The sequence below is a fragment of the Rhizobium sp. NZLR8 genome (assembly GCF_019685025.1).
Classification (GTDB): Bacteria; Pseudomonadota; Alphaproteobacteria; order Rhizobiales; family Rhizobiaceae; genus Rhizobium.
Window position 1 is genome coordinate 20,593 of record NZ_JABDVY010000017.1, and the last position, 26,719, is coordinate 47,311.

Below are 26,719 nucleotides of genomic sequence, written 5' to 3' on the forward strand. Positions count from 1 at the left end.
GAGGCCTATGCTCGATACCCTGAAGAACAACGGACATGCCGCCTACGCCAGGTCCGGCAAGAGCGCCTATGGCGATGCGTTGTTCCATTCCGCCCGCGTGCGGCGGCTGAAGATCTTGTTGCCGGTGGCGGCCCTCATCATCGCGGCTGGCCTGACGGCGGTGGCGTTGGTTAGCATCTATCTGCCCGAGAATATCAAGATGGAAGGCGCCAAGATCGAGAACGGCAAGGTCGTGATGGAAAAGCCGGCGATCGCTGGACGCAATTCCGACGGCATCAACTATTCGATGCTCGCCGAAAGGGCGTTGCAGGATATCCGCAATCCCGATCTCATCACGCTTGAGACCATCAAGGCTGCCGTGCCGATGAATGACGGGCTGATCGCCCGTGTCGTCGCCTCGACGGCGGATTACAATCGCGCTACCGACAACCTGCATATGACGGCCCCCTTCACCCTGGTGCTGAGCAGCGGCCTCAACGCGAATTTCCAGTCCGCCCAGCTCGACATCAAGGGCGGAAACATGAAGAGCGACGACCCCGTCACCATCACCAAGGACAATGCCTCCATTGTTGCGAAGACGCTCCAGATAACCGATAAGGGGCGCGTGATCACATTCGAGGGAAATGTTCGCATGAATGTCGATCCATCCACCATCCATAAACAGGGCACTTAACCAGCCGGGTCATCCATGACAAAAGATTGTCGCATTTCCACTTGCAAGACTGGCCTGGCGTTCATTGCCGGCGCGTTTGCCCTTATTCTGACGGCATCGGGCGCGGGCGCGCAGCAGGCGACGGCCTCGATGCCGGGCATGAAGCTTTCCAACGACCAGCCGATCCAGATCGAAAGCGATAAGCTGGAGATTCACGACCAGGAACACACCGCGTTGTTCACCGGCAAAGTCAAGGTCGTTCAGGGGACGACGACGATGCAGTCCGGCAAGATGACCGTCTATTACAAGGACAAGGCGGCAAAGCCGGCGGCGGACGGGGCGCAACCTGCCGCCCAACCGGCAACGCAGCCGCAGCAGTCGGCCTCGCTTGCATCGGGAAGTGCCGATATCGACAAGATCCTGGTGACGGACAAGGTCTTGCTGACCTCGGGCACGCAGACTGCGACCGCCGATGACGGCAATTTCGACATGGCCTCGCAGACATTCACCCTGACGGCGGATCAGGGAAATAAGGTCATTCTGTCGGATGGGCCGAACGTCTTCACCGGCTGCAAATTGACGGTTCACATGCAGACCGGCCAGGCGGAGCTTGAAAGCTGCGGCGGTCGTGTCCAGATTCAGCTCGATCCGAAATCGCAGCCGAATGCACAGCAGAAGCAGAACTGAGAAGCCGGCCTCCCACGTGAAATTATCATCGCTATCAACCATGTTCGGCAAGCCCGGGCCACAAGCTGCGGGTGCCGCCGACAAGAGCCGCTATCAGGGAACGCTCATCGCACGCGGTCTGACGAAGACCTATGCGACGCGTCGGGTCGTCAACGGCGTCTCTCTGGTGGTGCGCCGGGGCGAGGCCGTCGGCCTGCTCGGACCGAACGGCGCCGGCAAGACCACCTGTTTTTATATGATCACCGGCCTCGTGCCGGTGGATGAAGGCACGATCGAGATCGACGGCAACGATGTCACGACCATGCCGATGTACCGCCGCTCACGCCTCGGCGTCGGTTACCTGCCGCAGGAAGCCTCGATCTTCCGCGGCTTGACCGTGGAAGAGAATATCCGTGCCGTGCTCGAAGTGCATGTCAAGGACAAGGCCGAGCGCGAGCAGAAGCTGAACGAGCTGCTGGAGGAGTTTCATATCCAGAAGCTGCGCAAGACTGCCGCCGTCGCTCTGTCAGGCGGTGAGCGTCGCCGCCTCGAAATCGCGCGCGCCCTTGCGACCGATCCGACCTTCATGCTGCTCGACGAGCCCTTCGCCGGCGTCGACCCGATCTCGGTCGCCGACATCCAGAATCTCGTCCACCACCTGACCGCGCGCGGCATCGGCGTTCTCATCACCGACCACAATGTGCGCGAGACCCTAGGCCTGATCGACCGGGCCTACATCATCCATGCCGGTGAGGTGCTGACCCATGGCCGGGCAAATGACATCGTCAACAATCCGGAAGTGCGCCGGCTCTATCTCGGCGACAATTTCAGCCTCTGAACGCGGACGATGCCAAGACAGAGAAGGTGCGCCCCAGTCGTCCTGAAACGGCGCAGGCCTTCCGGCTGCACCTGTCCCACCACAGAAATTAACCGCGCCGACACAGTTCCGCTTGACCAAATGAGATAAAAAAGCAATTTTTGGGCCAGTTGGACTTCCGCGGCCTGAAGCCTTGATCGGACGCGGTTTCCCGGAGGAATCGAGGGAGTTTCGCGTCCGTCATGGCACTGTCCGCCAGTCTTTTCCTGCGCCAGAACCAATCCCTGGTGATGACACCGCAACTGATGCAATCCATCCAGTTGCTGCAGATGACGCATGTCGAACTCAGCCAGTTCATCGCCCAGGAAGTGGAGAAGAACCCGCTGCTCGAATTTCCGTCGAATGACGGCGAGGCAGGGGGCGAACGTGGCGAAGCCGAAGACGAGCCTTATGGTCATCCGCCGGAGGATGCAGGCTCGGACGACGGCTACGACAACCGCACCGAAGCGCTCTCCAGCGACTGGTACGACAATGGCGGCAGTGCCAGCACCAGCCGGCTGAACGACGAACTCGACGCCAACTATACCAATGTCTTTCCCGATGACAGCGCGCCGCAGCGCCTCGATGCGCCGGAGCTGGTCGGCCAGTGGAAATCGATGCCGGGCAGCGGCGGCGAGGGCGCTGATTATGATCTCGACGATTTCGTCGCCGGACAGGTGTCGCTGCGCGATCATCTCGCCCAGCAGATTCCCTTCGTCCTGCCTGACGTTGCCGATCGGCTGATCGCGCAGAACTTCGTCGATCAGCTTGACGATGCCGGTTATCTGCAAGTCGAGACCGGTGAGCGGCTGGGCACCAGCCTCACGGCCGCCGAGCGCGTGCTTGCCGCCCTCCAGACGCTCGATCCGCCGGGGGTTTTCGCCCGCAGTCTCGCGGAATGCCTGGCGATCCAGCTCCGGCAGAAGGATCGATACGACCCGGCCATGCAGGCGCTCGTCGAAAACCTCGAACTGTTGGCGCGACGCGATTTCGCCACGCTGAAACGGCTCTGCGGCGTCGACGAGGAGGACCTTCTCGACATGCTCGGTGAAATCCGCCAGCTTAATCCCAAGCCCGGCAGCGGTTTCGAAGCCGGTGTTTCCGAAGCGATCATGCCTGACGTGGTCGTCAGAGTCTCCTCGGACACCGGCTGGCTGGTCGAGCTCAATCCGGATACGCTGCCGCGGGTGCTCGTCAACCAGTCCTACTTTTCCCGCGTGACCCGGAATGGCGAAGATCACGCCTTCCTCTCCGATTGTCTGCAGAGCGCCAACTGGCTGACGCGCAGCCTCGACCAGCGGGCGAAGACCATCATGAAGGTGGCAAGCGAGATCGTCCGCCAGCAGGACGCCTTCCTGCTTTACGGCGTCGACCACCTGCGTCCGCTGAACCTGAAGACGGTCGCCGAGGCGATCAAGATGCACGAATCCACCGTCAGCCGTGTCACCTCGAACAAATACATGCTGACGCCGCGCGGTCTCTTCGAGCTCAAATATTTCTTCACCGTCTCGATCAGCGCCGTCGCCGGTGGCGACAGCCATTCGGCCGAAGCCGTGCGTCACAAGATCCGCGCGCTGATCATGCAGGAGAGCCCTGACGCGGTGCTCTCCGACGACGATATCGTCGACATGCTGAAGAAGGGCGGCGTGGATCTCGCCCGCCGCACGGTTGCGAAATACCGGGAGGCCATGAACATCGCCTCTTCGGTCCAGCGGCGCCGCGAAAAGCGGGCGCTCGCCAAGGTCGCCGGCTTCTGACGCCGCAATGCTTCGGTCTTGATCGAAGCATCGAGCTCCAAATCCCGCTATTTCTCTGACGTCTTGAACGAACTTGGGAAAGCCGACCATGACGCCGCACAATCCGAAGCTTGCCAGGGAGCTTCTCCTGCTGCTGGTGCTGGCAACCCTTTGGGGGGCCTCCTATACTTTCATCAAGATCGGTGTCGAGACGATCCCGCCGGTGACGTTGATCGCCGTCCGCACGCTGATTGCCGGCGGCATCCTGCTTGTCGTCCTCCGCTATCGACGAATCCGCCTGCCCAGTGACCGCGCGATGTGGCGGCGTTTTTTCATTCAGGCCTGTCTGAACAGCGTCATTCCCTTCACGCTGATCGCCTGGGCGGAGCAGTCCGTAGATGCCGGGCTGGCTGTGATCCTCAATTCGGCAACGCCGATCTTCACCTTCCTGCTGACCGTGCTGATAGCCCGCCATGAGCAGGTGACGGCGCGAAAGCTTTTCGGCGTCATATCAGGGCTTGCCGGTATCTGCCTGGTCATCGGCGTCGAGGTGCTCGGCGGTCTCGGCAAAAGCCTGATGGCGCAACTCGCCATCATCCTGGCGACCGCCTGCTATGCAGGCGCGGCGATTTTCAGCAAGAACTTCAAGGAGCTCGAACCCGCCGTGCCGGCGGCCGGCTCGTTGATCTCAGGCGCGGTCATACTCTTGCCGGTCAGCCTCGTCGTCGACCGGCCGTGGACGCTCGATCCCTCGGGCGCATCGATCCTGGCGCTGCTGGCTCTTTCCGCCTTTTCGACGGCCCTTGCCTTTGCGATCTATTTCCGTCTCGTCCAGACGCTGGGTTCGGTCGGAACGACGTCGCAAGCCTATCTCAGGGTGCCGATCGGAGTGACGATCGGCATCGTTTTCCTCGGCGAAAGGCTGAGCCCGACGGCCTGGATTGGACTCGTTTGCGTCATCCTCGGTGTCGCAGCCATGACGATCCCGGCAAGGGTGAGTGCAATCAAGGCGAGAAGTGTCTAGAAATCATTGGCTGGCGGTCGGCGGCAGGCCCTGTATTCGCACGCGCCTGTCGCACGCAGCACGCGCATTAGCATCGCGGTTTTTCGCCCTATTGACTTTTCGACAACGGCTGGCTAGAAGCCCGCCGCAATCGATGCCGCAAACGGCGTCTGGAGTTATCCCCAGCATCAGAAGGGCACCAAGGACCCCCAGGCTGACGCCGATCTTGCTTGAGATTGCGCGAAGTGCTTGGATGAACCTGAGGCTTGGCGTAAACTGATACCCGCAAACGACGATAAGAAGGGAAACTCCATGAGTGTGCGTGTGTCCGGTAAACATATGGAAATTGGTGACTCGTTCCGTCAAAAGATCGAGGACCAAATTGGTATGGCCATCACGAAATACTTCGACGGGGGATATTCGGGTCAGGTGACCGTGGAAAAGGCGAGTTCTCGTTACTCGGCAGACTGCAAGCTTCATCTCGACAGTGGGGTGGTGCTGCATGCGGCCGGCGAGGCGACGGACCCGCAGCTGGCTTTCGACGCCGCTTCCCAGCGCATCGAAAAACGGCTGCGCCGCTACAAGCGCAAGCTGAAGGACCATCACGCCGGAAACCATCTGAACGGTTTTGCAGAAGTCGCCTACACGGTCATGGATTCCGTTCCTGACCACGAAGATGAAATCCCCGACGATTTCGCGCCAGCGATCGTCGCCGAAAGCACGAAGCAGCTGAAGACCATGTCGGTGGCCACCGCCGTAATGGCGCTCGACATGACCGACGAGCCGCTTCTCCTGTTCCGCAGCCCCGGCAAGGAACATCTGAATATCGTTTACCGTCGGCACGACGGAAATATTGGCTGGATCGATTCAGCCAATATCAAAGGCTGAGATCAGGGCTATGAGCGGCGGTATTGCCGCCGCTCCTTGCATTTGATCAAGGCGACAGAAGGAAAAAGAAATGGCATTGGCAGATTTGCTCCATCAGGATGCGATCATTCCCGCCCTCAGAGTAAATTCCAAGAAACAGCTGCTTCAGGAATTGGCCGCAAGAGCCGCCAGGATCACCGGGCTCTCCGAACGGGAGATTTTCGACGTCATCCTGCAGCGCGAACGCCTTGGCTCGACCGGCGTCGGCAACGGCATCGCCATTCCTCACGGCAAGCTGGTCAACATCCATTCGATCGTCGGCATCTTCGCCCGGCTGGAGCAGCCTGTCGATTTCGAGGCCCTGGACGACCAGCCTGTCGATCTCGTCTTCCTGCTGCTGGCGCCGGAGGGCGCGGGTGCTGATCATCTCAAGGCCCTGTCGCGGATTGCCCGCGTGCTGCGCGATCACGATCTGGTCGCCAAGCTGCGCGCCACCGATTCCGCTTCGGCGATCTACGCCTTCCTCAATGAAGAGCAGACGTCGAACGCTGCGTGAACCAGGCCCTGCAAACCTGTGCAGCAGTTTTGCGATAAGGATCTGCAGAAAGCGCGCCGCATGAATCACCTTCGATGCGATGCGCGTCAGGCAAAAACCGCCGGAATTCCATGAAACAGCAGGAGTTTTACCGGCGGCTTCGCAAGGAAACCCCGCTATATCCGGGCTGCGACGTCTTCACCCGAAGGGATCGAAGGCTGTGCCCCTGATTTGAGGCAGGCGAGCGAACCGGCAACGGCCGCACGGCGCAGCGCCGAGGCAAAATCGAGGCCCTCGTCGAGGCTCGCAGCGAAATAGCCGCAGAAGGTGTCGCCGGCGCCGACCGTATCGACGGGTTCGATCTTCAGACCCTGCGCCCTTGAAACCGCCCCATCGCGGATGGCGACGACGCCGTCGCCGCCAAGCGTCACGATCAACGTCTGGCCGGTTTCGGCATGCAGCCGGGTCAGGGCTGCCTCACGCGCCTGCGCATCCATGCCATCTTGGCCGGCTAGCCGCTCGAACTCGGTCTCGTTGGCGATGACGATATCGGCAAGTCGGCCGAGACGCGGCGCATCGGGGATCAAAGGAGCAAGGTTGAGGATGCTGGTGACGCCTTTGGCCCTGGCGGTCGACAGGGCGCGTTCGACGGCTGCAGCCGGCACTTCGAGCTGCAGCATCAGGATATCGCCTTCCTTCATGCCGCCGATCGCCGTCTCGGCATCCTCAGGCGCGACCAGGCCGTTGGCGCCGGGAACGACGGCGATCATGTTTTCGCCGTCGCCGCCGACAAGGATCAGCGCCGTGCCGGTGGGACCGTCGACATGTTTGACGAGAGAAAGATCGGTTCCTGCATCATCGAGCAGGGAAAGGGCATCGGCGGCGAAGCTATCCTTGCCGACGGCGCCGGCCATATGCACATAGCGGCCGGCGCGCCGCGCTGCCAGCGCCTGGTTGGCGCCCTTGCCGCCGGCGGCTGTGGCAAAACCGTTGCCGGCCACCGTTTCGCCGGGCTTCGGCAGGCGCTCGGTCGTGGCGATGAGGTCCATGTTGATGGACCCGAAAACTGTTATCATCAAGGGTGTCCCGTCTTTTGGGGCATGCGGCGACGGCATGCTCCACTTCTTCGATAGAGCATGATGCCGAAAAGTGTGCGCGGTTTTCGAAAGACATCATGCTCCTGCTGTTTCATTCGGGCGAGACACTGCCCGAAGCGGTCACTCCTCGTCAACCACCCTGAGCTTGAGAAGACCGGTACGGCTTTCCACCGATTTGGCCGCAGGTTCGCTGTCGCGAGCAGGCTTGGCCTCGCCGCCTGCCTCGAATTCCAGCGCTTCGATCTTGGCGCCGCGCCTGGTGAGTTTGTCGGCCGAGGTGACCACCATGTCGATATCCTTCTGCGCCAGGGCGAAATGACCCTGCAGCTTGCGCACCCGCTCGTCGAGGCGGCCGAGATCGTCCATCAGGATCGCCACCTCGCCCTGGATCAGATGCGCCTGCGCCCGCATGCTCTGGTCCTTGAGCACGGCCTGGATGACCTGGATCGACAGCATCAGCAGCGACGGCGAGACGATGACGATGCGCGCCCGGTGCGCCTTCTGCACCACCGGCTCGAAGTTTTCGTGGATCTCGGCGAAGATCGATTCCGACGGCACGAAGAGAAAGGCCGTGTCCTGGGTTTCGCCCTGGATCAGATATTTCTCGGAAATGTCCCTTATATGGACCTCCATGTCGCGGCGGAACTGCTGGCCGGCGGTCTTGCCGGCCTCGGGACTGCCGGCGTCGCGGATCGCGTTCCAGGCTTCGAGCGGGAATTTTGCGTCGATCACCAGCGGCGGCGCGCCGTTCGGCATGCGGATCGTGCAATCCGGTCGCGAGCCGTTGGTGAGCGTCTGCTGGAAGGCATAGGCGCCCATCGGCAGGCCGTCGGCGACGATGGTCTCCATCCGCGACTGGCCGAAGGCGCCACGTGTCTGCTTGTTGGACAGAATGGCCTGCAGCCCGACGACATCCTTGGCGAGCGTCTGGATATTGTTCTGCGCGGCATCGATCACCGCCAGCCTTTCCTGCAGCCGCTGCAGGTTCTCATGGGTCGATTTGGTCTGCTCGGTGATCGTCGAGTTGACGCGCTGCGACATGCCGTCGAGGCGTTGGCTGATCGTCTGGTTGAGTTCACTCTGCCGCGCGCCGAAGACCTCGGTCATCGCCGCGATGCGGCCCTGCATCTCCGCCTGGATCCTGAGAAGCTCGGCCATGCGCGCGTCGCTTTCCCCAGCGCGAAAGCTCGCTTCCTCCGCCTGCTCGTGGCGAAGGCTCGCGCCCCGTAGCAGCAGCACGATCACCAGCAGGACAAACGCCAACAGAACCCCGCCGGCAAGCGCCAGCATGGCCGGGCTGATCGAGGCAAGCGACACAGTGAACGAATCGGAATTGACGGTCATGTCGCAACCATACCAGAAGAGACGGCAATATATAGATCAAAGGGTGAACGGAATTGGCGGTCGCCACTATCCTCGCACGCCGCTACTTCTGCTGGCTCCTGCGGAGAAATTGCGCCTCGATTTAACGATTGCTCAACCATATTCGCCAAAACCTGCGGCGCAGAATTCCTTCCCGCACACTCGCGCCAAGTACAGAGATCCCGATGACCTCCCGGCAGACCGACAGTGCCCTCAGGCAGCGCCTCGATTTCATCGAACTCGACGAGGCGGCGCGCAAGTCGATGCGGGATCTGCGCCCTGTCATCACCGAGCTGATCGGCGGCGCCCTCGATAAATTCTACGCCAAGATTGCCAGAACCCCGGCTGTCGCCGGCTTCTTTGCCGACAAGAACCATGTCGGCAAAGCCAAGCAGCGCCAGCAGGATCATTGGGCCAATCTCGCCGGCGGTGCGTTCGACGACAGTTATGTCGACGGCGTCACCGCGGTCGGCCGGACGCACGCCCGCATCGGCCTGGAGCCGCGCTGGTATATCGGCGGTTACGCCATCGTCATGTCCGAACTCGTCAAGGGCATCATGGAAAAGCAGTGGCCGTCGGTTTTCGCGCGCCAGCAAGGCAAGCTGCTGGCCGAGAAGCTGTCGGCCGTCATCAAGGCCGGCATGCTCGACATGGATTATTCCATCTCGGTCTATCTCGAAACGCTCGAAGCCAAGCGCCGCGCCTTGGAAGAGCAGCGCGCCAAGGCCGAATCCGACCAGGCGATGGCACTGGAGCAACTGCGCCGCGGTCTGGAAGCGCTTTCGAACGGCGATCTCGAAGCCACTCTGCCGTCCGACCTGCCGGGTAATTTCCGGCAGATGGCCGAGGATTACAACCGCGCCGTCGGCGCCCTTCGCAAGTCCTTCGCATCCGTGCGCGAGGCCTCGGGCCAGATCATGGGCGGCGCCGATGTCATTTCCACTGCGACCAACGACCTGGCGCTTCGCACCGCCCAGCAGGCGGCGGGCGTCGAGGAGAGTTCAGCCGCCCTGCAGCAGCTCTCCGTCAGCGTCGGCCAGACGGCCGCCAATGCCGAAAAGGCATCGGCTGCCGTGCGCGAGACGCAGCAGAAGGCGAAGAACTCCGGCGAACTCGTCACCAGCGCCGTCTCGGCGATGGCCGGCATCGACAAATCCTCGACCGAGATCTCCAAGATCATCGGCGTCATCGATGAGATCGCCTTCCAGACCAATCTTCTGGCGCTGAACGCCGGTGTCGAGGCGGCGCGCGCCGGTGATGCCGGCAAGGGTTTTGCCGTCGTCGCCCAGGAAGTCCGCCAGCTCGCCCAGCGCACGGCGGAAGCCGCCAAGGAGATCAAGAACCTGATCTCGCAGAGCTCGACCCAGGTCAATGAGGGCGTCGGCATCGTCTCCAGTACCGGCGAGGCGCTGAACGACATGATCAGCCGCATCGACATCATCAACCGTTTCGTCGCCGATATCGCCGCCGCCGCCCGCGACCAGGCGACCGGCGTCAATGAGGTCAGCATCGCGGTCCGCAACATGGGTGCGATCACCCAGCAGAATTCGGACATGGTTGAGCACTCCTCGGCAGAAACCCGCCGCCTCAAGGACGAGGTGGAGAACCTGATCGAGCTGCTGCGCCGCTTCCGCGCCCGGCCCGAGGGCCATGCCGCCATCGCTGCCCGCCGGGCGGCCTGAGGCGAATATGGCGAAATTCCAGGCGGGGATGCAAAAAAGCGTCTTCCCCGCCTGCCGGATAATTCCATAGTCGGAAAAGATGGGTTATGGGAACGCCATGACCATCAAGCCACTCATCATTCTTCCCGATCCCGTTCTCCGTCAGATCTCCAAGCCGATCGAGCGGGTTGACGCCGACCTGCAGCGCCTTGCCGACGACATGCTGGAAACCATGTACGACGCGCCGGGCATCGGCCTTGCGGCAGTTCAGATCGGCGTACCGCGCCGGATGCTGGTCATCGACATCGCGCGCGAGGGCGAGGACAAGCAGCCGCAGGTGTTCATCAACCCGGAGATCGTCACCTCCTCCGACGAGCGCTCGGTCTACGAGGAAGGCTGCCTGTCGATCCCGGATTATTATGCGGAGGTTGAGCGCCCGGCTGTCGTCTCTGTCAAATATCTCGACCGGAACGGCAAGGAACAGACGGTTGAAGCCGACGGCCTGCTCGCCACCTGCCTGCAGCACGAGATCGACCATCTGAACGGCGTGCTGTTCATCGATTATATCTCGCGGCTGAAGCGGGAGATGGTGATCAAGAAGTTCACCAAGGCGGCGAAGTCGAAGGCGCTCTGAGCATTGCGTTGAAAATTCACCGGAAAGGCACTATGATATCACCGATATCATGATGGAGATGCCGAATGGGTGACCTGCTTATCCGCGATGTTCCGGATGTGATGAAACGGCAGCTTCAGGAAAGCGCGCAGCGCAATGGCCGCAGCCTTTCGGAGGAGGCGATCGAAATCCTCCGCCGGCAGATCGCTGCGGAGCGCTCGGGCGTTTCGGCCGGGCAGCGCCTGCGCTCCCTGATGGGTGACGAAAGATTGCGCGAAGATGAAGTGGAAGCCATTGCCGCATCGCGCCACGAACGCGATCGCGAACCACCGCGCTTCGACACATGATCGTCCTCGATACGAATGTGATTTCCGAAATGCAGGGTAGGGCCTACAGCGAGCGGATATTGAATTGGCTTGATGGCCACGACGTTGAAACGCTATTTCTGACGACGATCGCCGTCGCCGAAATGCGCTATGGTCTTGAACTCCTCGACGACGGCAGGCGAAAGACAGCGTTGGTATCCGACTTCAATCGGATCGAATCGGAATTTGCCGGCCGTATCCTCGGGTTTTCCCTCAGTGCGGCGAACCGGTACGGGCTATTGGCAGCGGAGCGCAGAAAGGCCGGGCGGCCGATCGAAACGAAGGATGCGATGATTGCCGCCATCTGCCTTGCCAACGGCGCGACGCTTGCCACCCGCAACACCACAGATTTCGAGGGGCTTGATCTCAAGCTCGTAAACCCGTTTGAAGACGGTTGATCCTCAATTGGCGAGATAGAATGTCTCTTCGCATCATCTTCATGGGAACCCCGGAATTCTCGGTCCCGACCCTGCGCCTACTCGTCGATGCCGGCCACAGGATTGTCGCCGTTTATACGCAGCCGCCGCGGCCAGGCGGGCGGCGCGGGCTCGATCTGCAGAAATCGCCGGTGCATCAGGCGGCCGAACTGCTAGGTCTCCCGGTCTTCACGCCGGTCAATTTTAAAGATCCTGAGGAGCGCGAGAGATTTGCCGCTCTCAAGGCCGATGCCGGCGTCGTCGTTGCCTACGGATTGCTGCTGCCGGAGGCGGTTTTGAACGGCACCCGCGATGGCTGCTATAACGGCCATGCCTCGCTGCTGCCGCGCTGGCGGGGTGCGGCTCCGATCCAGCGGGCGATCATGGCGGGTGACGCAAAGACCGGCATGATGGTGATGAAGATGGACAAGGGTCTCGATACCGGCGCCGTGGCGCTGACCCGAGAAGTCGAGATCGGCCCCAACATGACGGCAGGCGAGTTGCATGACCGGCTGATGCAGGTCGGCGCCAAGGCGATGACCGAGGCCATGGTCAAGCTGGAGATGAACGACCTGCCATTGACCCCGCAGCCGGAAGAAGGCGTGCTCTATGCCGCCAAGATCGACAAGGCCGAGACGCGGATCGATTTCGCCAGGTATGCCAGGGATGTGCACAATCATATCCGCGGCCTGGTGCCATTTCCGGGGGCCTGGTTCGAACTTGAGATCGGCGGCAAGCCCGAGCGGGTGAAGGTGCTGGGCTCCGAGCTGGCCGAAGGCCAGGGGATAGCCGGGCAATTGCTGACCGACGATCTTCTGGTCGCCTGCGCGTCGGGCGCGGTGCGGCTGACGCGGCTCCAGAAGGCAGGCGGCAAGCCGCTGGCGGCAGCCGATTTCCTCAGGGGCACGCCGCTTGGCGCAGGCACGAGGCTTTCCTGATGCCACGTTTCCGCATGACCGTCGAATATGACGGCGGCCCCTATGTGGGTTGGCAGCGACAGGAGAACGGCCCCTCGGTGCAGGGCGCGATCGAAGCGGCGGTGCTGTCGCTGACCGGCGAGGCGGTCTTGGTCCGCGGCGCCGGCCGCACCGATTCTGGCGTCCACGCGATGGGGCAGGTGGTTCATACCGATCTTTCCAAGGACTGGTCGCCCTACAAGCTGCAGAATGCCTTGAACGCCCATCTGAGGCTCGCCGGCGAGCGTGTCTCGATTCTCGATGTCGAGGTGGCTCCCGAATTCTTCGATGCTCGCTTCTCGGCGTTGCGGCGGCATTACCTCTACCGTATCCTCAGCCGCCGGGCGCCGCTGGCGCTTGAAGCCGGCAAGGCCTGGTGGGTACCAAAGGTGCTCGATCACGAGGTCATGCACGCCGCCGCCCAGAAGCTGGTCGGCCGGCACGATTTCTCCACCTTCCGCGCCGCCCATTGCCAGGCAAACAGCCCGGTGCGTACGCTCGACCGGCTGGATGTGACCCGCAACGGCGAGCTCATCGAGATCCGCGCCACGGCGCAGAGCTTCCTCCACAACCAGATTCGCTCCTTCGCCGGCACGCTGAAGCTCGCCGGTGAAGGCAAATGGACGCCTGAAGATGTCGAGGCAGCCCTCGAAGCGCGCGACCGCAAGGCCTGCGGCCCGGTGGCGCCGCCGGATGGGCTCTATTTCATGCGGGTGGATTATCCCGACGTGATCCCGGATCGCCGCAGGCCGGTCACCGATGACGGTGACGGCGAAGATCTGTCGTAAGCCCGCTCAGGGGGGATAGATGCCGAGGAAGTGCTGCAGATATTCCGAAAGGATCATCGACGGCACGAGCAGCACCAGCGTCAGCGCCCCGACCATCAAGGCGTGACCATGGCAGATCATCCGGACAATGCGCGCCAGCGCGAAGACCTGCGCCAGCATGAAGGCAAGCAGCAGCAGCGAGACGAGGCCGACGGAGCCGGGCAGAAAGACCACCATCGCCAGCAGCAGCCCGTTGATATAGGAGAGCGGCACGCCGAGCCAGTTGACGCTGACGACGACCGGGGCGAAACGCTCACCCATGCGGAAGGCCAGCAGCAGCAGCCCGGCAAAGACCAGCGGCACAAACCAGTTGGCGACCTCGACAAGGCCGAGCCTGACATAGAAGGCAAAGCCGACATCGGCTTCCGGCGGCATCGACCGCAGGAAGGCCTGTCGCCACCAGAGCCAGGAAATGCCCATCGGCGGCAGGCACCAGGCCATCGCCCAGAACGAGCGGTTGACGCCGCGCTCGGACATGTCGAGGTAGCGGAAGCCGCGCGGATCCAGCCGGATCAGCAGCCAGAGGCCGGCCAGATAGTACTGGACTTCCCTAAGCCCCGGCATTGGTGAACCAGCGGGCGATGAAGGTCTCGTAGATCGCCGTCAGCGTCTCCAGATCGGCGACTGCGACGCGCTCGTCGACCATGTGCATCGTCTGGCCGACGAGGCCGAACTCGACGACCGGGCAATAATCCTTGATGAAGCGCGCATCCGACGTGCCGCCGGTGGTCGAAAGCGCCGGCGAGCGGCCGGCAACGCTTTCGACGGCCGATGACAGCGAGGCAATCAAGCCATTGTTGCGCGTCAGGAACATGTGGCTTGGCCGGTCGGCCCAGACGATATCGTATTTCACCGGCTCGCGGCCCGGCCGCAGCTGGCCGTTGCCGGCGGCGGCATCGAGGCGGCGCAGGATTTCGGCGCGCAGCGTTTCGGCCGTCCAGCTGTCGTTGAAGCGAATGTTGAAGCTGGCCGATGCCTTCGCCGGAATGACATTGGTCGCCGGATTGCCGACATCGACCGTGGTCACTTCGAGGTTCGAGGGCTGGAAGTCGTCGGTGCCACCGTCGAAGGGCGAGTCCATCAGCGCCTGGGTCAGCTGCAGCATGCCGCGCACCGGATTGTCGGCAAGGTGCGGATAGGCGGCATGGCCCTGGACGCCGTGCACGGTGATTCGGCCCGACAGCGAGCCGCGCCGGCCGATCTTGATCATGTCGCCCAGCCTGTCCGGATTTGTGGGCTCGCCGACCAGGCAGGCATCCCAGCGCTCGCCGCGCTCAGTGGCCCATTGCAGGAGCTTGACCGTGCCGTTGATCGCCGGGCCTTCTTCATCGCCGGTGATCAAGAAGGAGATCGAGCCGGAGGGCGGCCCGTTTTTCTCGATATGGCGGGCGACGGCGGCGACGAAACAGGCGATGCCGCCCTTCATGTCGACGGCGCCGCGGCCGAAAAGCTCACCCTTTGCAATCTCGGCGGCAAAGGGCGGATGCGTCCAGGCGGCCTCGTCGCCGACCGGCACGACATCGGTATGCCCGGCAAACATCAGATGCGGGCCATCCTTGCCGAGGCGGGCATAGAGGTTTTCGATATCGGCTGTGCCCTCTTCGCTGGCTTTCACCTTGTCGACGGTGAAGCCGAGCGGCGCAAGCATGGCGTCGAGCGCCGACAGCGCGCCGCCTTCGGCGGGTGTCACGGAGGGGCAGCGAATCAGCGTCTGGAGATTGGCGACGGGATCGGTAGCGGTCATGGCGGTCGAACTATCCGGCGGGAATGGCAAAGACATGGCAAGGCGGCGGCGCCTCGCGTAAAAGACGCCGTCTGTTTACCGGATCAATGTCCTGGTGTCATCAATCTCTGAGCAGCTCGTTGATGCCGGTCTTGGAGCGGGTCTGTTCATCGACGCGCTTGACGATGACGGCGCAGTAGAGATGCGGCGCCGGCTTGCCGTTGCCCATGGTCGCATTGGCCGACGGCATCGAGCCGGCGACGACGACGGAATAAGGCGGCACTTCGCCGTAGGTCACCTCACCGGTGGCGCGGTCGACGATCTTGGTCGACTTGCCGATAAAGACGCCCATGCCGAGCACCGAGCCCTCGCGGACGATGCAGCCCTCGACCACTTCCGAACGAGCGCCGATGAAGCAATTGTCCTCGATGATCGTCGGGCCGGCCTGCATCGGCTCCAGCACGCCGCCGATGCCGACGCCGCCGGACAGATGCACATGCTTGCCGATCTGGGCGCAGGAGCCGACCGTTGCCCAGGTGTCGACCATCGTGCCTTCGCCGACATAGGCGCCGAGATTGACGAAGGAGGGCATCAGGATGGCGTTCGGGGCAATATAGGCCGAGCGGCGCACGACGCAGTTCGGCACGGCGCGGAAGCCGGCGGCGCGGAATTGGTTTTCGCCCCAGTTTTCGAACTTCGACGGCACCTTGTCCCACCATGTGGAATTGCCCGAACCGCCCTTGACCACGTCCATATCGTTGAGACGGAAGGACAAGAGCACGGCCTTCTTCAGCCACTGATTGACCGTCCAGGCGCCGTCGGCGCCGCGCGTCGCGACGCGGACCGTGCCGGCATCGAGCAGATCGAGTGCGGCTTCGACCGCATCGCGAACCTCGCCCTTCGTCGACGTGTTCACATTGTCGCGATTGTCGAAGGCGGCTTCGATGGTCTTTTCGAGGGATGCGAGGTCGGTGGCGCTCATGAGAATTCCTTAAACTTCGATCTTTATCGTGGAGACGGCGAAATCTCCGGAACGCGGTTGGCGGGGGTTTATCCTGCTCTACAGCATGCAGCCGTAGAACGGAATGATTTTTCCGACAAGATCGCACCTGGATTCAAGGCGTTATAGCGACATATCCGGCTTCGTAGCCGGCAATACTGAAAGGCATTTCGAGATGGCGAAGGGACGGAACGGCGGTTCGCGGCGCAAGGATGGCGTATGGGACCCGCTGAAGAGCAGTTCGACCGACAGGCAGCGCGCCGAGGCCGTGCCGAAGACGCCGCAGACGATGTCGCCTGCCTACCGCCTTGCCTATGTCGACGAGGATTTCCTCTGCCGCGAGGAGCTGCGGCCGATCCGCCTGCAGCTGGAACTGATGAAGCCGGAAATGATGCTGACCGAACGCGGCATCAAGTCGACCGTCGTCATGTTCGGCGGCGCCCGCATTCCCGCCCCTGGGCAGAGCGCCTGGGCCGCCCGCAACGATGTCCAGCGCGTCAACCTGGAGGCGGCCTCGGTCTATTATGACGAGGCGCGCAAATTTGCCCGGCTTTGCTCGAAATATTCGGCAAGCTTCGATTTCCACGAATATGTCATCGTCACCGGCGGCGGCCCCGGCGTGATGGAAGCGGGCAATCGCGGCGCGGCCGACGAGGGCGCACCTTCGATTGGCCTCAACATCGTGCTGCCGCACGAGCAGGCGCCGAACGCCTATGTAACGCCGGAACTCAGCTTCAACTTCCACTATTTTGCCATCCGCAAGATGCATTTCATGGTGCGCGCCAAGGCGATCGCAGTGTTTCCCGGCGGCTTTGGAACACTCGACGAATTCTTCGAATGCCTGACACTGATCCAGACCGGCCGCATGGAGCGTCTGCCGCTGATCCTCTTCGGCGAGACGTTCTGGAGACGCATCATTAATTTCGACGCATTGGCCGAATTCGGCACGATCGCGCCCGACGACGTCAAGCTGATCAGCTTCGTCGACACGGCTGAAGCCGCGTGGAAGATTGTCCAGGATTTCTACGAACACCGGGAATAACGCAATTCCGAGGCAAAGTGCAAAGCGGTTTTCCGTCCGGAATGCGTAGAACAAACAGTTAGATCTCCGCTCTTTCCTCGCCGAACCAGGGGAAAGAGCGGAGCAATAGTGCGGCCGGCCTTACAGAAGCGGCCGGTCCGGCATGTCGTCGATCGAGATGACGCCGTCCTTGTTGCGGTCCATCCGCGCAAACAGCTTGTCGAAGGCGGCGACGGCTTCCTGTTTGGAAATCTGGCCGTTCTGGTCGGTGTCGACCCGGTGCATCATCATCGAGGCGCGCATGAAGTTGCCGCCATGGCGCATCCAGTGATGTCCATCACGGCCATCGTGCCCGCCGTGCCCTTCGCGGGGCGGCCGTGCCTGATCGTTATCCTCCGGTGTCGCGGCTGCGGTATCCGCATCCTTGGTTTCGCCGGCATCCTGCTTGCGCTGATCCTTCATCGCCTGCATCTGCGTCTTCTGGTATTCGCGGATTTCACCCGGAGTCAGCGAGCCGTCCTGGTTGGTGTCGATCGCAGCGAAAACCTTGTCGAGGCCGGCCGTGGCCTCCTCCTTGGTAACTTGCCCGTCCTTGTTCGCGTCGAATTGCTTGAGCATGCGGACATAGGTGATTTCGCGGAAGGCGGCAGGCCCTGGACCGTGCATGCCGGCGTGCTGACGCGGCCCGTCACCGGGTGCTGCATAGCCTGCCCCGGCGGCTGCGCCGAAGATGAGGGTGGAGGAAAGCGCTGCCAGTATCAGCTTGTTGCGGTACATCGTATTTGCCTTTCGTGAGGTGTCCCCTCACGAAGAAAGCTATGGCAACGGGGCGGAAAGACCCAGTTAAACATCGGTAAGCTGAATGAAACTTTGGTAATGCCGTCGGTCGCCGTCAGCCCGGGCGAAATCAGCCCGGACCGGTAATCCTGCCGAGAAACCCGGCGAGGTCGTCGGTGACGAAATCGATATGATCCTCTTCGCCGCTGGTCTTTTCCCACCATTCGACGACCGTCTCTTCGAGATTGCGCGGCACCAGCAGCACGGTCTGCATGCCGAGCGCCTTCGGCACGGTCAAATTGCGCGGCAGATCCTCGAACATCGCCGCCTTGCTGGTTTCGACGCGCTTCAACGCCATGAATTTGTCGTAGGTCGCCTGCGCCGGCTTCGGCACGTAGTCGGCGGCGACGATATCGAAGATGTCGTCGAAATGCTCGAGAATGCCGAGCGCTTCGGCCGTCATTTCCGCATGCTTGACGCTGCCATTGGTGAAGATGAACTTGCGCCCCGGCAGCGCCTTGATCGCCGCGCCGAGTTCAGGCTGCGGCGTCAGCGCCGTGTAGTCGATCGCATGCGCCTTTTCGAGGAAGTCGTTCGGGTCGATGCCGTGATGGATCATCAATCCCTGCAGCGTCGTGCCATGCTCGAGGTAATATTGCTTCTGCAGCTTGCGCGCCTCTTCCCGCTCCATCTGTAAGAGCGCCGCGACATAAGCGGTCATGTTCTTGTCGATCTGCGCGAAGAGATTGACATGATGCGGATAGAGCGTGTTGTCGAGGTCGAAGACCCAGTCTGTGACGTGCGCGAAGTCGGCTTTATCAGGCGTGCGGTCGATCTTTGTCATGGCGGACTTATGGCACGGGTACGGCCGCAAGGAAATCGACAACAATAAAATAGACGCCCGATTTTCGGCGGACGTCGCAGGCTCGGGATGCTAGAAAACGGACATGTTTTTCGAACGGCCCGACGATGATACGCTCTATGATGCCCTGATCGCGCGCCGCGCCGATTATGAGGGCCAGGCCTATGTCTGCGTCAAGACGACGGGCATCTTCTGTCGTCTGACCTGTCCGGCGCGTAAGCCGAAGCGGGAAAATACCCTGTTCTTCGAGACGATCGCCGCCTGCATGCATTCCGGCTTTCGCCCCTGCCGGCGCTGCCGGCCGCTGGAGCAGCCGGGCAGGGAGCCGATCGTCGACGTGTTGCTTGCCGCGCTCGACAGCGAGCCGCAGGTTCGCTGGACCGAAGACGAGCTTGTGCGCCGCGGACATGATCCCTCGACAGTGCGGCGCGCCTTCAAGCGGGCGTTCGGCATGACCTTTCATGACGTCGTCCGCTACCGCCGTCTCGGGCAAGCGGCCCGGCAACTAGCCGATGGCGCACGCGTCATCGATGCGCAGATCGACGCCGGATACGAGTCTCCGAGCGGCTTCCGCACGGCATTCCAGCGGCTCGTCGGCAAGGCGCCGGCGCTTTCGCAGAACCGCGAACTGCTTTTTGCCGACTGGTTCGACACGCCGCTCGGGCCGATGATCGCGGTTGCCGACCAGACACATCTGCATCTGCTCGAATTTCACGACCGCAAGGCGCTACTGAGCGAGCTCGAGGCACTGCAGAAGCGCGTCCGCTCCTCGGTCGCGATCGGCCGCACGGCGGCAATCGACCGGATCGAGACGGAGATCCGGGACTATTTCGAAGGGCGGCGCACGGTCTTCACGACGCCATTGGCGCTCGGCGGCACGCCCTTCGAAAAACATGTCTGGGCAAAGCTCATGGATATCCCTGTCGGTCAGACCCGCGCCTATGGCGATCTTGCAAGGCAGATGGAAAGGCCGGAAGTCGTGCGTGCCGTCGGCCGCGCCAACGGCGCCAACCAGCTAGCCATCATCGTGCCCTGTCATCGCGTGCTCGGCGCGGATGGATCGTTGACCGGCTATGGCGGCGGACTCTGGCGCAAGCAATGGCTGCTGCGGCATGAAGAGAAGATCAGCACACAATCAAAGATGGAGGAGACAACATGAACCAGACTGAAAAGGCCAAGGCATTCGGCGCGCTGCACAGCAAGGGCAACCCGGTCATTCTTTACAACATCTGGGATGCCGGAACGGCCAAGGCGGTGACGGAAGCCGGCGCCAAGGCGCTGGCGACCGGAAGCTGGTCGGTCGCCGCCGCTCAAGGCTATGGCGACGGCCAGAAGCTGCCGATGGAAGTGCTGCTTGAGACGGCACGCTCGATCGCCGCCGTCAACGGACTGCCGCTCTCGGTCGATTTCGAAGGCGCCTATTCGACGGACCCTTCAGGTGCCGCGGCCAATGTGGCGAAAGTGATCGAGGCCGGCGCCGTCGGCATCAATTTCGAGGATCAAAAGATCGGCGCGAGCGGCCTTCATCCGGTGGAGGCGCAGGCGGCCCGCATCCGCGCCATCCGGGAAATGGCCGAGGCGAGGGATATCGATTTCTTCATCAACGCCCGCACCGACCTGTTCCTTCAGGAAGGCGACGGCTCCAGGCATGCCGGTCTGGTCGACGAGGCAGTCGAGCGTGGCAAGGCCTATGCAGCGGCAGGCGCCAGCGGCTTCTTCGTGCCCGGCCTCATCGAACCAGCGCTGATCGAGAAGATCTGCGCCGCCTCCAGCATGCCGGTCAATATCATGATGAAGCCGGGCGCGCCCGAACCGGCAGCGCTCGGAAAGCTCGGCGTCTCGCGCATCAGCTACGGCCCGGGGCCATACCGGGCCATGATGGAGAAGCTGAAGGAAGCCGCGGCGGCGATCTATAGCCCGCTCTGATTTCGGTTCCAATCTTGGAAGATGCGCCCTTCGCCGGAGAAGGGCGCAACCTCGATCAGGGGACGATCAGCGTTCCGACGCCGTGCTCGGTGAAGATCTCGAGCAGGACGGAATGGGCTGTCTTGCCGTTCAGGATGACGACGCCCTGGACGCCGGCCTTGATCGCATCGATGCAGGTCTCGACCTTCGGGATCATGCCGCCCGAGATCGTGCCGTCGGCGATCAGCGCATGCGCTTCGGCGACGGAAAGCTCCTTGATCAGCTGGCCGTTCTTGTCGAGCACGCCGGGCACATCGGTCAGGAAGAGCAGGCGGGTGGCGTTCAGCGCGCCGGCAATGGCGCCGGCGAAAGTATCGGCATTGATGTTGTAGGTGGCGCCGTCGCGGCCGGGTGCGACCGGGGCGATCACCGGGATCATCTCGGAGCGGGCGAGCAGATCGAGCAGCGTGCGGTCGACCTCGACCACCTCGCCGACGAAGCCGAGATCGAGCACGCGCTCGATGTTGGAATCCGGATCCTTCACGGTCTTGCGCGCCTTTTCGGCGAAGACCATGTTGCCGTCCTTGCCGCAAAGGCCGATCGCCCATTCGCCGGTCTGGTTGATGAGCGCGACGATTTCCTTGTTGATCGAGCCGGCGAGCACCATCTCGACGATCTCGACCGTCTTCTGGTCGGTGACGCGAAGCCCGCCCTCGAATTTCGATTCGATGCCCATCTTGCTCAGCATGGCGCCGATCTGCGGGCCGCCGCCGTGAACGACGATCGGGTTGACGCCCGATTGCTTCAACAGCGCGATGTCGCTGGCAAAGGCCTTGCCGAGCTCGGGATTGCCCATGGCGTGGCCGCCATATTTGACGACAATCGTCTTGTTCTCGTAACGCTGCATGAAGGGCAGCGCCTTGGCCAGAAGCCGTGCCTGCAGTTCGCTTTCGGACTCGTTCATGGGGACCCCGCAGAATTGTTCGCGGCCTTTTATCGCAAGTTTCTGACAGAGGGAATAATCCAGAGGGCAATAGTTTTTCGTATCTGGCGCGGAGCCGGTGGTCATTAGCCTCCGGCGCATGCAAGCATGATATGAGGAACGGCATGCAAGGCGATGAGATTGCAGACCTGATCGGCCGCGTCGCGCTCAGCGACCGCAGGGCCTTTATTGCCCTTTACAATCAGACCGGGCCGAAACTTTTTGCCATCTGCCTGCGTATCTTGAAGGATCGCACGGAAGCCGAAGAAGCCCTGCAGGAAGTCTATATCAGCATCTGGCAAAGGGCCGGAAGTTTCCAGGCAGCCACAGGTTCGTCCTCGGCGTGGCTTTCGGCGATTGCCCGCAATCGGTCGATCGATACGTTGCGGTCGCGCAAGCCTATCGCCGACGAAATCGACAGTGCCTACGATCTTGCCGATGCCGCACCCGACCCGGAAATGCAGACGGTGACGAAGGATGAAGGAAGGCGGATTGACACCTGCATGGAAGAGTTGGAAGCTGATCGTGCGGTCGCGGTGAAACGGGCTTATGTCGAAGGGCTGAGCTATCAGGAACTGGCCGATCAGTTTGGTGTCCCGCTGAACACGATGCGGACCTGGCTCAGGCGCAGCCTGTTGAAACTGAGAGAGTGCATGGAACGATGACATCGCCCGACAAAAGCAAGGGAGACCGCTCCCGCGACGAGGTTCTCGCCGGCGAATATGTGCTTGGCGTCCTCTCGCTGCAGGACCGACGGGTGGTGGAAGAGCGCATTCGCCACGATCGGCCCTTTGCCGCGATCGTCAGCCGCTGGGAAACCAACCTTTCCGCCTTCAATGACGAGTATGAAACCGCCTCGCCAAACCGGGAAACCTTCAAGCAGATCGAGGCGCGGCTTTTCGGCGATGCTGCAAAACCCGCATCCTTTTCGCAAGGAATCTGGAATTCGGCGGTTTTCTGGCGCTCGCTGAGCTTTGCCTGTGTCGTCGTCGCCGTCAGCGCCGTTATCTTCGCCTCCGGCGTGGTGCCGCAGCCGCAGGGGCCGACACCGCTGGTGGCCTCGCTTTCCGGCCAGAACAGCGCCATCAATCTTCTCGCCTCCTACGAGCTGCAGAGCGGCCGGCTGAAGATCGTGCCGGTCGCCGCCGGCAAGCCGGAGGAGAAGTCACTGGAACTCTGGCTGGTGCCGGGCAGCGGCCTGCCGAAATCGCTCGGCGTCTTCCAGCCGGGCGAGAGCGGCGAACTCGTCATTCCCGCCGATCTGCGCAGCCATCTCGCCGATGGTGCAACGCTTGCCGTCAGCCTCGAACCCTTCGGCGGCTCGCCGACCGGCCAGGCGACCGGTCCGGTGATCGCAAGCGGCGCCTTGCGCCGGCCATGATTGGGCGCCGGTCGTAAATCGCGCGCCCATAAAATCATTTTCTCCCAACTGAAACTCTTTGGCGCAAGCCTCCGTAGTTCGAAATGTCCGGACGACGCTCAGGCATAAAGCCCGCGGATGGTGTCCGGTGAGGAGAAAATCATGATCAAGTCCGTATTGCGCGGTTTTGCACTCGCGACCGCCCTATCCGCTGTCGCCTTTGCCGCCGCCAAGAACCCGGAAGTCGGCGGTGCGGCGATGTTCGCCACCAAGAACATCATCGAAAACGCTGTCAATTCGAAGGATCACACGACGCTGGTCGCAGCCGTCAAGGCGGCGGGCCTGGTCAGCACCCTCGAGGGCAAAGGCCCCTTCACCGTCTTTGCGCCGACCAACGAAGCTTTCGCCGCCCTGCCGAAAGGCACGGTCGAGACGCTGCTGAAGCCGGAAAACAAGGCGACGCTCACCAAGGTTCTGACCTGCCATGTCGTTGCCGCCGATGCGATGGCCAAGACCGTTGCCAAGATGATCAAGGATGACGGCGGCGAGCACGACATCAAGACCGTCGGCGGCTGCGTGCTGAAAGCCAAGGAAAGCATGGGCAAGATCACGCTGACCGACGAAAACGGCGGCGTCTCGCATGTGACGATCGCCGATGTCAAACAGTCGAACGGCGTCATCCACGTCGTCGACAAGGTGCTGCTGCCGAAGATGTAAGTCTGCGTATGTCGGCAGAGGCGTGGGGCGCTCTCCGGGGCGCCCCAAACACAATGAGAGAGGCGCCAGCGTCACTGATGAGGTGGCTATCGGGCCGCTTCGGCTCTCCGGAAAACGAGTGTGACACTCATGCCGGTGCCGGGGGACGAGGTTACTTCGACGTTAGCGCGGGCGTTCTGTTTCAGGGACTGCACGATCATCGCGCTCAGCTTTCCCGGGTGCGGCCAATTCACATCTTGAGGAAGACCGACCCCATTATCGGCAACGGTGATCCTGCAGCCGGTATCGCTGACGACACAGCGGAGCGTGATCTCTCCGCCGTCACGCCCCACAAAGGCATGTTTCAGCGCATTGGTGAGGAGTTCGTTGATCACCAGCCCGGCGGGCATGGCCACATCGACCGAAACCGGCCAGGTATCGACCTTCATGTCCAGCCGTATGCCTTCCACGGCGTGGGCAGCCATCACCGAGGCGGCAATCTGGCTCACATAGGTGCCAAGATCGACTGTGGCGCCTTTCTCTTCGTCCGACAGCGAGCGGTACAACAGCGCCAAGGCTTCGATCCGCCCGGCAAGCCGTGCAAATCTCTCGCTTTCCTCGCTCTGTTGTGCATTGCGCGCCTCCATCCGGATCAGCGCCGTGATCATCTGAAGATTGTTCTTCACGCGATGCTGAAGTTCGCGCAGAAGCACATCCTTCTCGGTCAGCAGCTCGCCGAAGCTCTGATCCGCCGCCGCCTCATTGCGCGCCGCAAAGGCTACCAATCGGAACAGCGGGGTGTCGTCATCGTCGACGATGGTATTCGACCAGACATCGATAATGGTCGTGCTGTCAGGTTCGGCCACCAGGGAGAACGCGCCAATATACTCTTCCGCAGAAGTCACGGCGGCTGTCAGCGTCGCTCCTCCCGATATGGCGGTGGAATCCAATTCGATCTCGGTCCAGGCTTTTCCCTGGACCTGCGTTGCGCTGAGCGCCGTCAGCCGTTCGAACTCGAGATTGACGTAAATCAGCGCCTCACAGTTATCGAGTTCGGAGACGGCCACAGCAAAGGGGACGTGATCGAGAAAGTGTCGAAACCGATCGTCATCAAGGGCTTCGGCCAGATGGGGCAGGTTGCCGACGCCTTCCGGCGAAAGCGGCTGGTCTTTGCTATCAGTCATCTAACTACTCGCGCACGCGGCTGCTCTTGCACAGCATGGGATGGAGGGTTGCTTTAAAAACTTCGCGGACGCAAGTGCAAACACTGCCGGTCAGCCTATGCAAGCAGTTTCATACTGCGACGATGATTGACGTGATCCGACCCTTGATTCAGGCCAAACCCGGAAATTGCGCCAGCAGCCACCAAGCATAATTTACGCTCGGTCATTTCAGGGGCTCGATGCACGAGCGAAAACAAAAAGGCCAGGCAAATCGCCTGGCCTTGAATGGATAACGTGCTTCCGGCAGTGCCAGTACATCCGTGGTCAAAGGAAAGCAGATATCGATTTAAGCGTTCTGGAGATTGCAAGCGGACATCTTGCCCGACTTGTTGTCACGCTCGAGATCGAAGCCGATCTTCTGGCCTTCGACGAGTTCGCGCATTCCGGCACGTTCGACGGCGGAGATGTGAACGAAGGCGTCAGCGCCGCCATTGTCAGGCTGAATGAAGCCGAAGCCCTTGGTGGAGTTGAACCATTTAACGGTGCCAGTGGTCATGATGAACCCTTTCATAGCAATATTGAAGAACCGCAGCGCCAGGGCGATGCGGATGATGATAGCGATTTTTGAAAGGAAGTTCGTTCAGGCCGCGGTGCTAATCGCGCGATAACCAAGCCAGCAAGCAAAATTCGATAGCCGCCATCTACCGCAACCAACCCGTATCGTCAACCGTTAGTTTTTCATCGATGAACAAGTCAACCTGTAGATGCTCCTTCGGCCTTTGCACCAAATAGGACTCGGCCGCGTGAAAAGCCGAGAATCCGGATATGCCGGAAGCGAGCTTTGGAACGAGCCAGACTCACGCGTCGCCCCAAATACCGCAGCCGGGCGCCGTTCTATTTCCAGCGGGCGATGCCGACGGTATCGCCGATCGCCTGGCGCAGATCGTCCAGGCCGTCGCCCTTTTCCGATGAGGTGGACAGCACGCCGGGATAGGCGGCCGGGCGCTTGCGGATCTTTTCCGCGGTCTCGGCAAGCAGCTTCGGCACAGCGGGCGCCTTGATCTTGTCGGTCTTGGTCAGCACGATCTGATAGGAGACGGCCGCCTTGTCGAGCAGATCAAGCACGTCATCGTCGTTCTTCTTGATGCCGTGGCGGCTGTCGATCAGCACATAGACGCGCTTCAGCGTCGCGCGGCCGCGCAGATAGTCGAAAACCAGCTTGGTCCACTTGTCGACCATCTCCTTCGGTGCCTGCGCATACCCATAGCCCGGCATATCGACGATCGCCATTGGCGGCAGGTCGCCACCTTCGCCGGAAAAGCCGTCCGGAACGAAATAATTGAGCTCCTGCGTGCGCCCCGGCGTGTTCGACGTGCGAGCCAGACCTTTCTGGCCGACCAGCGCATTGATCAGCGACGACTTGCCGACATTGGAACGGCCGGCAAAGGCCACTTCCAGCGGCCCTTCCGGCGGCAGGAAGTTGAGCGACGGCACGCCGCGGATGAAGATCCATGGGTGGCCGAAGAGCGGCTTTTCGTTTTCGGGCATGCGGGCTCTGCAATCTCCGGCTTCTGTCTCTTACCGGGCTTCGTGGTTTTGAAGGAAGATGTCAAGCTTC

Annotated in this window: 30 protein-coding genes; 19 read left to right on the top strand and 11 right to left on the bottom strand. The window is 61.8% G+C overall.

Features of this window, described 5'->3' with window-relative positions; genetic code table 11:
* Positions 1 to 7: 7 nt before the first annotated feature.
* From lptC to ptsN, 7 genes are all read left to right on the top strand, one after another.
* Positions 8 to 673: an LPS export ABC transporter periplasmic protein LptC gene (gene lptC, locus HJB89_RS27750; protein WP_207582663.1), complete on the top strand. Its 666-nt coding sequence runs from the start codon at positions 8 to 10 to the stop codon at positions 671 to 673.
* 15 nt (positions 674 to 688) lie between these two features.
* Positions 689 to 1,339, top strand: coding sequence for an LptA/OstA family protein (locus HJB89_RS27755; protein WP_207582664.1), 651 nt, complete (start codon positions 689 to 691; stop codon positions 1,337 to 1,339).
* A 40-nt stretch (positions 1,340 to 1,379) separates the two neighbouring features.
* The gene (gene lptB / locus HJB89_RS27760) at positions 1,380 to 2,156 is read left to right on the top strand and encodes an LPS export ABC transporter ATP-binding protein (protein ID WP_007633745.1); all 777 of its coding nucleotides are present in this window, start codon (positions 1,380 to 1,382) and stop codon (positions 2,154 to 2,156) included.
* A 221-nt stretch (positions 2,157 to 2,377) separates the two neighbouring features.
* The gene (rpoN, locus tag HJB89_RS27765; RefSeq protein ID WP_207582665.1) at positions 2,378 to 3,931 is read left to right on the top strand and encodes an RNA polymerase factor sigma-54; all 1,554 of its coding nucleotides are present in this window, start codon (positions 2,378 to 2,380) and stop codon (positions 3,929 to 3,931) included.
* 88 nt (positions 3,932 to 4,019) lie between these two features.
* The gene (locus HJB89_RS27770) at positions 4,020 to 4,934 is read left to right on the top strand and encodes a DMT family transporter (protein WP_221150810.1); all 915 of its coding nucleotides are present in this window, start codon (positions 4,020 to 4,022) and stop codon (positions 4,932 to 4,934) included.
* A gap of 291 nt (positions 4,935 to 5,225) precedes the next feature.
* A complete protein-coding gene (gene hpf / locus HJB89_RS27775) occupies positions 5,226 to 5,801 on the top strand; it encodes a ribosome hibernation-promoting factor, HPF/YfiA family (RefSeq protein ID WP_007633740.1) in 576 nt (191 codons plus the stop codon).
* A gap of 70 nt (positions 5,802 to 5,871) precedes the next feature.
* Complete coding sequence (gene ptsN / locus HJB89_RS27780) at positions 5,872 to 6,336, top strand: PTS IIA-like nitrogen regulatory protein PtsN (RefSeq protein WP_003570770.1); 465 nt, start codon at positions 5,872 to 5,874, stop codon at positions 6,334 to 6,336.
* A 155-nt stretch (positions 6,337 to 6,491) separates the two neighbouring features.
* Here ptsN and HJB89_RS27785 read toward each other — a convergent pair whose 3' ends face one another.
* Positions 6,492 to 7,391, bottom strand: a complete 900-nt coding sequence (locus HJB89_RS27785) for a ribokinase (RefSeq protein ID WP_221150811.1) — start codon at positions 7,389 to 7,391, stop codon at positions 6,492 to 6,494.
* Positions 7,392 to 7,532: 141 nt separating this feature from the next.
* Entirely contained in the window at positions 7,533 to 8,756 is a 1,224-nt protein-coding gene (locus HJB89_RS27790; RefSeq protein ID WP_207582668.1) for a DNA recombination protein RmuC, read from the bottom strand.
* Between the two features lie 203 nt (positions 8,757 to 8,959).
* On the opposite strand from HJB89_RS27790, the gene HJB89_RS27795 reads away from it, so the two are divergent.
* From HJB89_RS27795 to truA, 6 genes are all read left to right on the top strand, one after another.
* Positions 8,960 to 10,456, top strand: coding sequence for a globin-coupled sensor protein (locus HJB89_RS27795; protein WP_221150812.1), 1,497 nt, complete (start codon positions 8,960 to 8,962; stop codon positions 10,454 to 10,456).
* A 97-nt stretch (positions 10,457 to 10,553) separates the two neighbouring features.
* Positions 10,554 to 11,069: a peptide deformylase gene (gene def / locus HJB89_RS27800; RefSeq protein WP_221117802.1), complete on the top strand. Its 516-nt coding sequence runs from the start codon at positions 10,554 to 10,556 to the stop codon at positions 11,067 to 11,069.
* 65 nt (positions 11,070 to 11,134) lie between these two features.
* Entirely contained in the window at positions 11,135 to 11,395 is a 261-nt protein-coding gene (locus tag HJB89_RS27805) for a FitA-like ribbon-helix-helix domain-containing protein (protein WP_164006310.1), read from the top strand.
* Positions 11,392 to 11,811 carry a type II toxin-antitoxin system VapC family toxin gene (locus tag HJB89_RS27810; protein ID WP_207582671.1) on the top strand — a complete coding sequence of 140 codons (420 nt, stop codon included), beginning with the start codon at positions 11,392 to 11,394 and terminating at the stop codon, positions 11,809 to 11,811. Before HJB89_RS27805 ends, HJB89_RS27810 begins: the two co-directional genes overlap by 4 nt.
* Before the next feature lie 20 nt (positions 11,812 to 11,831).
* Positions 11,832 to 12,767: a methionyl-tRNA formyltransferase gene (fmt, locus tag HJB89_RS27815; protein WP_207582672.1), complete on the top strand. Its 936-nt coding sequence runs from the start codon at positions 11,832 to 11,834 to the stop codon at positions 12,765 to 12,767.
* Positions 12,767 to 13,573, top strand: a complete 807-nt coding sequence (truA, locus tag HJB89_RS27820) for a tRNA pseudouridine(38-40) synthase TruA (protein ID WP_207582673.1) — start codon at positions 12,767 to 12,769, stop codon at positions 13,571 to 13,573. The genes fmt and truA overlap by 1 nt, the downstream gene beginning before the upstream one ends.
* A 6-nt stretch (positions 13,574 to 13,579) precedes the next feature.
* Here truA and HJB89_RS27825 read toward each other — a convergent pair whose 3' ends face one another.
* The 3 genes from HJB89_RS27825 to dapD all read right to left on the bottom strand — a co-directional run bounded on the left by HJB89_RS27825 (position 13,580) and on the right by dapD (position 16,317).
* Positions 13,580 to 14,176: a hypothetical protein gene (locus tag HJB89_RS27825; RefSeq protein WP_207582674.1), complete on the bottom strand. Its 597-nt coding sequence runs from the start codon at positions 14,174 to 14,176 to the stop codon at positions 13,580 to 13,582.
* The gene (gene dapE, locus HJB89_RS27830; protein ID WP_207582675.1) at positions 14,163 to 15,356 is read right to left on the bottom strand and encodes a succinyl-diaminopimelate desuccinylase; all 1,194 of its coding nucleotides are present in this window, start codon (positions 15,354 to 15,356) and stop codon (positions 14,163 to 14,165) included. The genes HJB89_RS27825 and dapE overlap by 14 nt, the downstream gene beginning before the upstream one ends.
* A 100-nt stretch (positions 15,357 to 15,456) precedes the next feature.
* Positions 15,457 to 16,317, bottom strand: coding sequence for a 2,3,4,5-tetrahydropyridine-2,6-dicarboxylate N-succinyltransferase (gene dapD, locus HJB89_RS27835; RefSeq protein WP_207582676.1), 861 nt, complete (start codon positions 16,315 to 16,317; stop codon positions 15,457 to 15,459).
* A 193-nt stretch (positions 16,318 to 16,510) separates the two neighbouring features.
* On the opposite strand from dapD, the gene HJB89_RS27840 reads away from it, so the two are divergent.
* A complete protein-coding gene (locus HJB89_RS27840; protein ID WP_221132425.1) occupies positions 16,511 to 17,377 on the top strand; it encodes an LOG family protein in 867 nt (288 codons plus the stop codon).
* A 120-nt stretch (positions 17,378 to 17,497) separates the two neighbouring features.
* Here the strand turns inward: HJB89_RS27840 and HJB89_RS27845 are convergent, their stop codons facing one another.
* Together HJB89_RS27845 and HJB89_RS27850 are read right to left on the bottom strand one after the other, a co-directional pair.
* On the bottom strand, positions 17,498 to 18,133 hold the full coding sequence (locus HJB89_RS27845; RefSeq protein WP_221150813.1) for an EF-hand domain-containing protein: 636 nt from the start codon (positions 18,131 to 18,133) through the stop codon (positions 17,498 to 17,500).
* 130 nt (positions 18,134 to 18,263) lie between these two features.
* Positions 18,264 to 18,977, bottom strand: a complete 714-nt coding sequence (locus HJB89_RS27850; protein WP_221150814.1) for a pyrimidine 5'-nucleotidase — start codon at positions 18,975 to 18,977, stop codon at positions 18,264 to 18,266.
* 103 nt (positions 18,978 to 19,080) lie between these two features.
* Between HJB89_RS27850 and HJB89_RS27855 the strand changes: the two genes are divergently transcribed.
* The gene (locus HJB89_RS27855) at positions 19,081 to 20,154 is read left to right on the top strand and encodes a bifunctional transcriptional activator/DNA repair enzyme AdaA (protein ID WP_221150815.1); all 1,074 of its coding nucleotides are present in this window, start codon (positions 19,081 to 19,083) and stop codon (positions 20,152 to 20,154) included.
* Positions 20,151 to 20,921 (top strand): isocitrate lyase/phosphoenolpyruvate mutase family protein, encoded by a 771-nt coding sequence (locus HJB89_RS27860; protein ID WP_221150816.1) that lies wholly within the window; start codon positions 20,151 to 20,153, stop codon positions 20,919 to 20,921. Before HJB89_RS27855 ends, HJB89_RS27860 begins: the two co-directional genes overlap by 4 nt.
* A 55-nt stretch (positions 20,922 to 20,976) precedes the next feature.
* Here the strand turns inward: HJB89_RS27860 and argB are convergent, their stop codons facing one another.
* Positions 20,977 to 21,864 (bottom strand): acetylglutamate kinase, encoded by an 888-nt coding sequence (argB, locus tag HJB89_RS27865; protein ID WP_207582682.1) that lies wholly within the window; start codon positions 21,862 to 21,864, stop codon positions 20,977 to 20,979.
* Positions 21,865 to 22,007: 143 nt separating this feature from the next.
* On the opposite strand from argB, the gene HJB89_RS27870 reads away from it, so the two are divergent.
* The 3 genes from HJB89_RS27870 (at position 22,008) to HJB89_RS27880 (ending at position 23,959) form a co-directional block, all read left to right on the top strand.
* Positions 22,008 to 22,547, top strand: a complete 540-nt coding sequence (locus tag HJB89_RS27870; protein ID WP_207584242.1) for a sigma-70 family RNA polymerase sigma factor — start codon at positions 22,008 to 22,010, stop codon at positions 22,545 to 22,547.
* Positions 22,544 to 23,263 carry an anti-sigma factor domain-containing protein gene (locus HJB89_RS27875; protein WP_221150817.1) on the top strand — a complete coding sequence of 240 codons (720 nt, stop codon included), beginning with the start codon at positions 22,544 to 22,546 and terminating at the stop codon, positions 23,261 to 23,263. Before HJB89_RS27870 ends, HJB89_RS27875 begins: the two co-directional genes overlap by 4 nt.
* A gap of 141 nt (positions 23,264 to 23,404) precedes the next feature.
* Positions 23,405 to 23,959, top strand: a complete 555-nt coding sequence (locus HJB89_RS27880) for a fasciclin domain-containing protein (protein WP_207582684.1) — start codon at positions 23,405 to 23,407, stop codon at positions 23,957 to 23,959.
* 86 nt (positions 23,960 to 24,045) lie between these two features.
* Here the strand turns inward: HJB89_RS27880 and HJB89_RS27885 are convergent, their stop codons facing one another.
* From HJB89_RS27885 to yihA, 3 genes are all read right to left on the bottom strand, one after another.
* Positions 24,046 to 25,122: a sensor histidine kinase gene (locus HJB89_RS27885; RefSeq protein WP_207582685.1), complete on the bottom strand. Its 1,077-nt coding sequence runs from the start codon at positions 25,120 to 25,122 to the stop codon at positions 24,046 to 24,048.
* 325 nt (positions 25,123 to 25,447) lie between these two features.
* On the bottom strand, positions 25,448 to 25,657 hold the full coding sequence (locus HJB89_RS27890) for a cold-shock protein (protein ID WP_003588915.1): 210 nt from the start codon (positions 25,655 to 25,657) through the stop codon (positions 25,448 to 25,450).
* A gap of 338 nt (positions 25,658 to 25,995) precedes the next feature.
* Entirely contained in the window at positions 25,996 to 26,649 is a 654-nt protein-coding gene (gene yihA, locus HJB89_RS27895; RefSeq protein WP_207582686.1) for a ribosome biogenesis GTP-binding protein YihA/YsxC, read from the bottom strand.
* Between the last annotated feature and the right edge of the window lie 70 nt (positions 26,650 to 26,719).

Coding starts and splice junctions, on each gene's coding strand:
- lptC (WP_207582663.1), top strand. CDS start 8: ATGCTCGATACCCTGAAGAACAACGGACATGCCGCCTACGCCAGGTCC.
- HJB89_RS27755 (WP_207582664.1), top strand. CDS start 689: ATGACAAAAGATTGTCGCATTTCCACTTGCAAGACTGGCCTGGCGTTC.
- lptB (WP_007633745.1), top strand. CDS start 1,380: ATGTTCGGCAAGCCCGGGCCACAAGCTGCGGGTGCCGCCGACAAGAGC.
- rpoN (WP_207582665.1), top strand. CDS start 2,378: ATGGCACTGTCCGCCAGTCTTTTCCTGCGCCAGAACCAATCCCTGGTG.
- HJB89_RS27770 (WP_221150810.1), top strand. CDS start 4,020: ATGACGCCGCACAATCCGAAGCTTGCCAGGGAGCTTCTCCTGCTGCTG.
- hpf (WP_007633740.1), top strand. CDS start 5,226: ATGAGTGTGCGTGTGTCCGGTAAACATATGGAAATTGGTGACTCGTTC.
- ptsN (WP_003570770.1), top strand. CDS start 5,872: ATGGCATTGGCAGATTTGCTCCATCAGGATGCGATCATTCCCGCCCTC.
- HJB89_RS27785 (WP_221150811.1), bottom strand. CDS start 7,391: ATGATAACAGTTTTCGGGTCCATCAACATGGACCTCATCGCCACGACC.
- HJB89_RS27790 (WP_207582668.1), bottom strand. CDS start 8,756: ATGACCGTCAATTCCGATTCGTTCACTGTGTCGCTTGCCTCGATCAGC.
- HJB89_RS27795 (WP_221150812.1), top strand. CDS start 8,960: ATGACCTCCCGGCAGACCGACAGTGCCCTCAGGCAGCGCCTCGATTTC.
- def (WP_221117802.1), top strand. CDS start 10,554: ATGACCATCAAGCCACTCATCATTCTTCCCGATCCCGTTCTCCGTCAG.
- HJB89_RS27805 (WP_164006310.1), top strand. CDS start 11,135: ATGGGTGACCTGCTTATCCGCGATGTTCCGGATGTGATGAAACGGCAG.
- HJB89_RS27810 (WP_207582671.1), top strand. CDS start 11,392: ATGATCGTCCTCGATACGAATGTGATTTCCGAAATGCAGGGTAGGGCC.
- fmt (WP_207582672.1), top strand. CDS start 11,832: ATGTCTCTTCGCATCATCTTCATGGGAACCCCGGAATTCTCGGTCCCG.
- truA (WP_207582673.1), top strand. CDS start 12,767: ATGCCACGTTTCCGCATGACCGTCGAATATGACGGCGGCCCCTATGTG.
- HJB89_RS27825 (WP_207582674.1), bottom strand. CDS start 14,176: ATGCCGGGGCTTAGGGAAGTCCAGTACTATCTGGCCGGCCTCTGGCTG.
- dapE (WP_207582675.1), bottom strand. CDS start 15,356: ATGACCGCTACCGATCCCGTCGCCAATCTCCAGACGCTGATTCGCTGC.
- dapD (WP_207582676.1), bottom strand. CDS start 16,317: ATGAGCGCCACCGACCTCGCATCCCTCGAAAAGACCATCGAAGCCGCC.
- HJB89_RS27840 (WP_221132425.1), top strand. CDS start 16,511: ATGGCGAAGGGACGGAACGGCGGTTCGCGGCGCAAGGATGGCGTATGG.
- HJB89_RS27845 (WP_221150813.1), bottom strand. CDS start 18,133: ATGTACCGCAACAAGCTGATACTGGCAGCGCTTTCCTCCACCCTCATC.
- HJB89_RS27850 (WP_221150814.1), bottom strand. CDS start 18,977: ATGACAAAGATCGACCGCACGCCTGATAAAGCCGACTTCGCGCACGTC.
- HJB89_RS27855 (WP_221150815.1), top strand. CDS start 19,081: ATGTTTTTCGAACGGCCCGACGATGATACGCTCTATGATGCCCTGATC.
- HJB89_RS27860 (WP_221150816.1), top strand. CDS start 20,151: ATGAACCAGACTGAAAAGGCCAAGGCATTCGGCGCGCTGCACAGCAAG.
- argB (WP_207582682.1), bottom strand. CDS start 21,864: ATGAACGAGTCCGAAAGCGAACTGCAGGCACGGCTTCTGGCCAAGGCG.
- HJB89_RS27870 (WP_207584242.1), top strand. CDS start 22,008: ATGCAAGGCGATGAGATTGCAGACCTGATCGGCCGCGTCGCGCTCAGC.
- HJB89_RS27875 (WP_221150817.1), top strand. CDS start 22,544: ATGACATCGCCCGACAAAAGCAAGGGAGACCGCTCCCGCGACGAGGTT.
- HJB89_RS27880 (WP_207582684.1), top strand. CDS start 23,405: ATGATCAAGTCCGTATTGCGCGGTTTTGCACTCGCGACCGCCCTATCC.
- HJB89_RS27885 (WP_207582685.1), bottom strand. CDS start 25,122: ATGACTGATAGCAAAGACCAGCCGCTTTCGCCGGAAGGCGTCGGCAAC.
- HJB89_RS27890 (WP_003588915.1), bottom strand. CDS start 25,657: ATGACCACTGGCACCGTTAAATGGTTCAACTCCACCAAGGGCTTCGGC.
- yihA (WP_207582686.1), bottom strand. CDS start 26,649: ATGCCCGAAAACGAAAAGCCGCTCTTCGGCCACCCATGGATCTTCATC.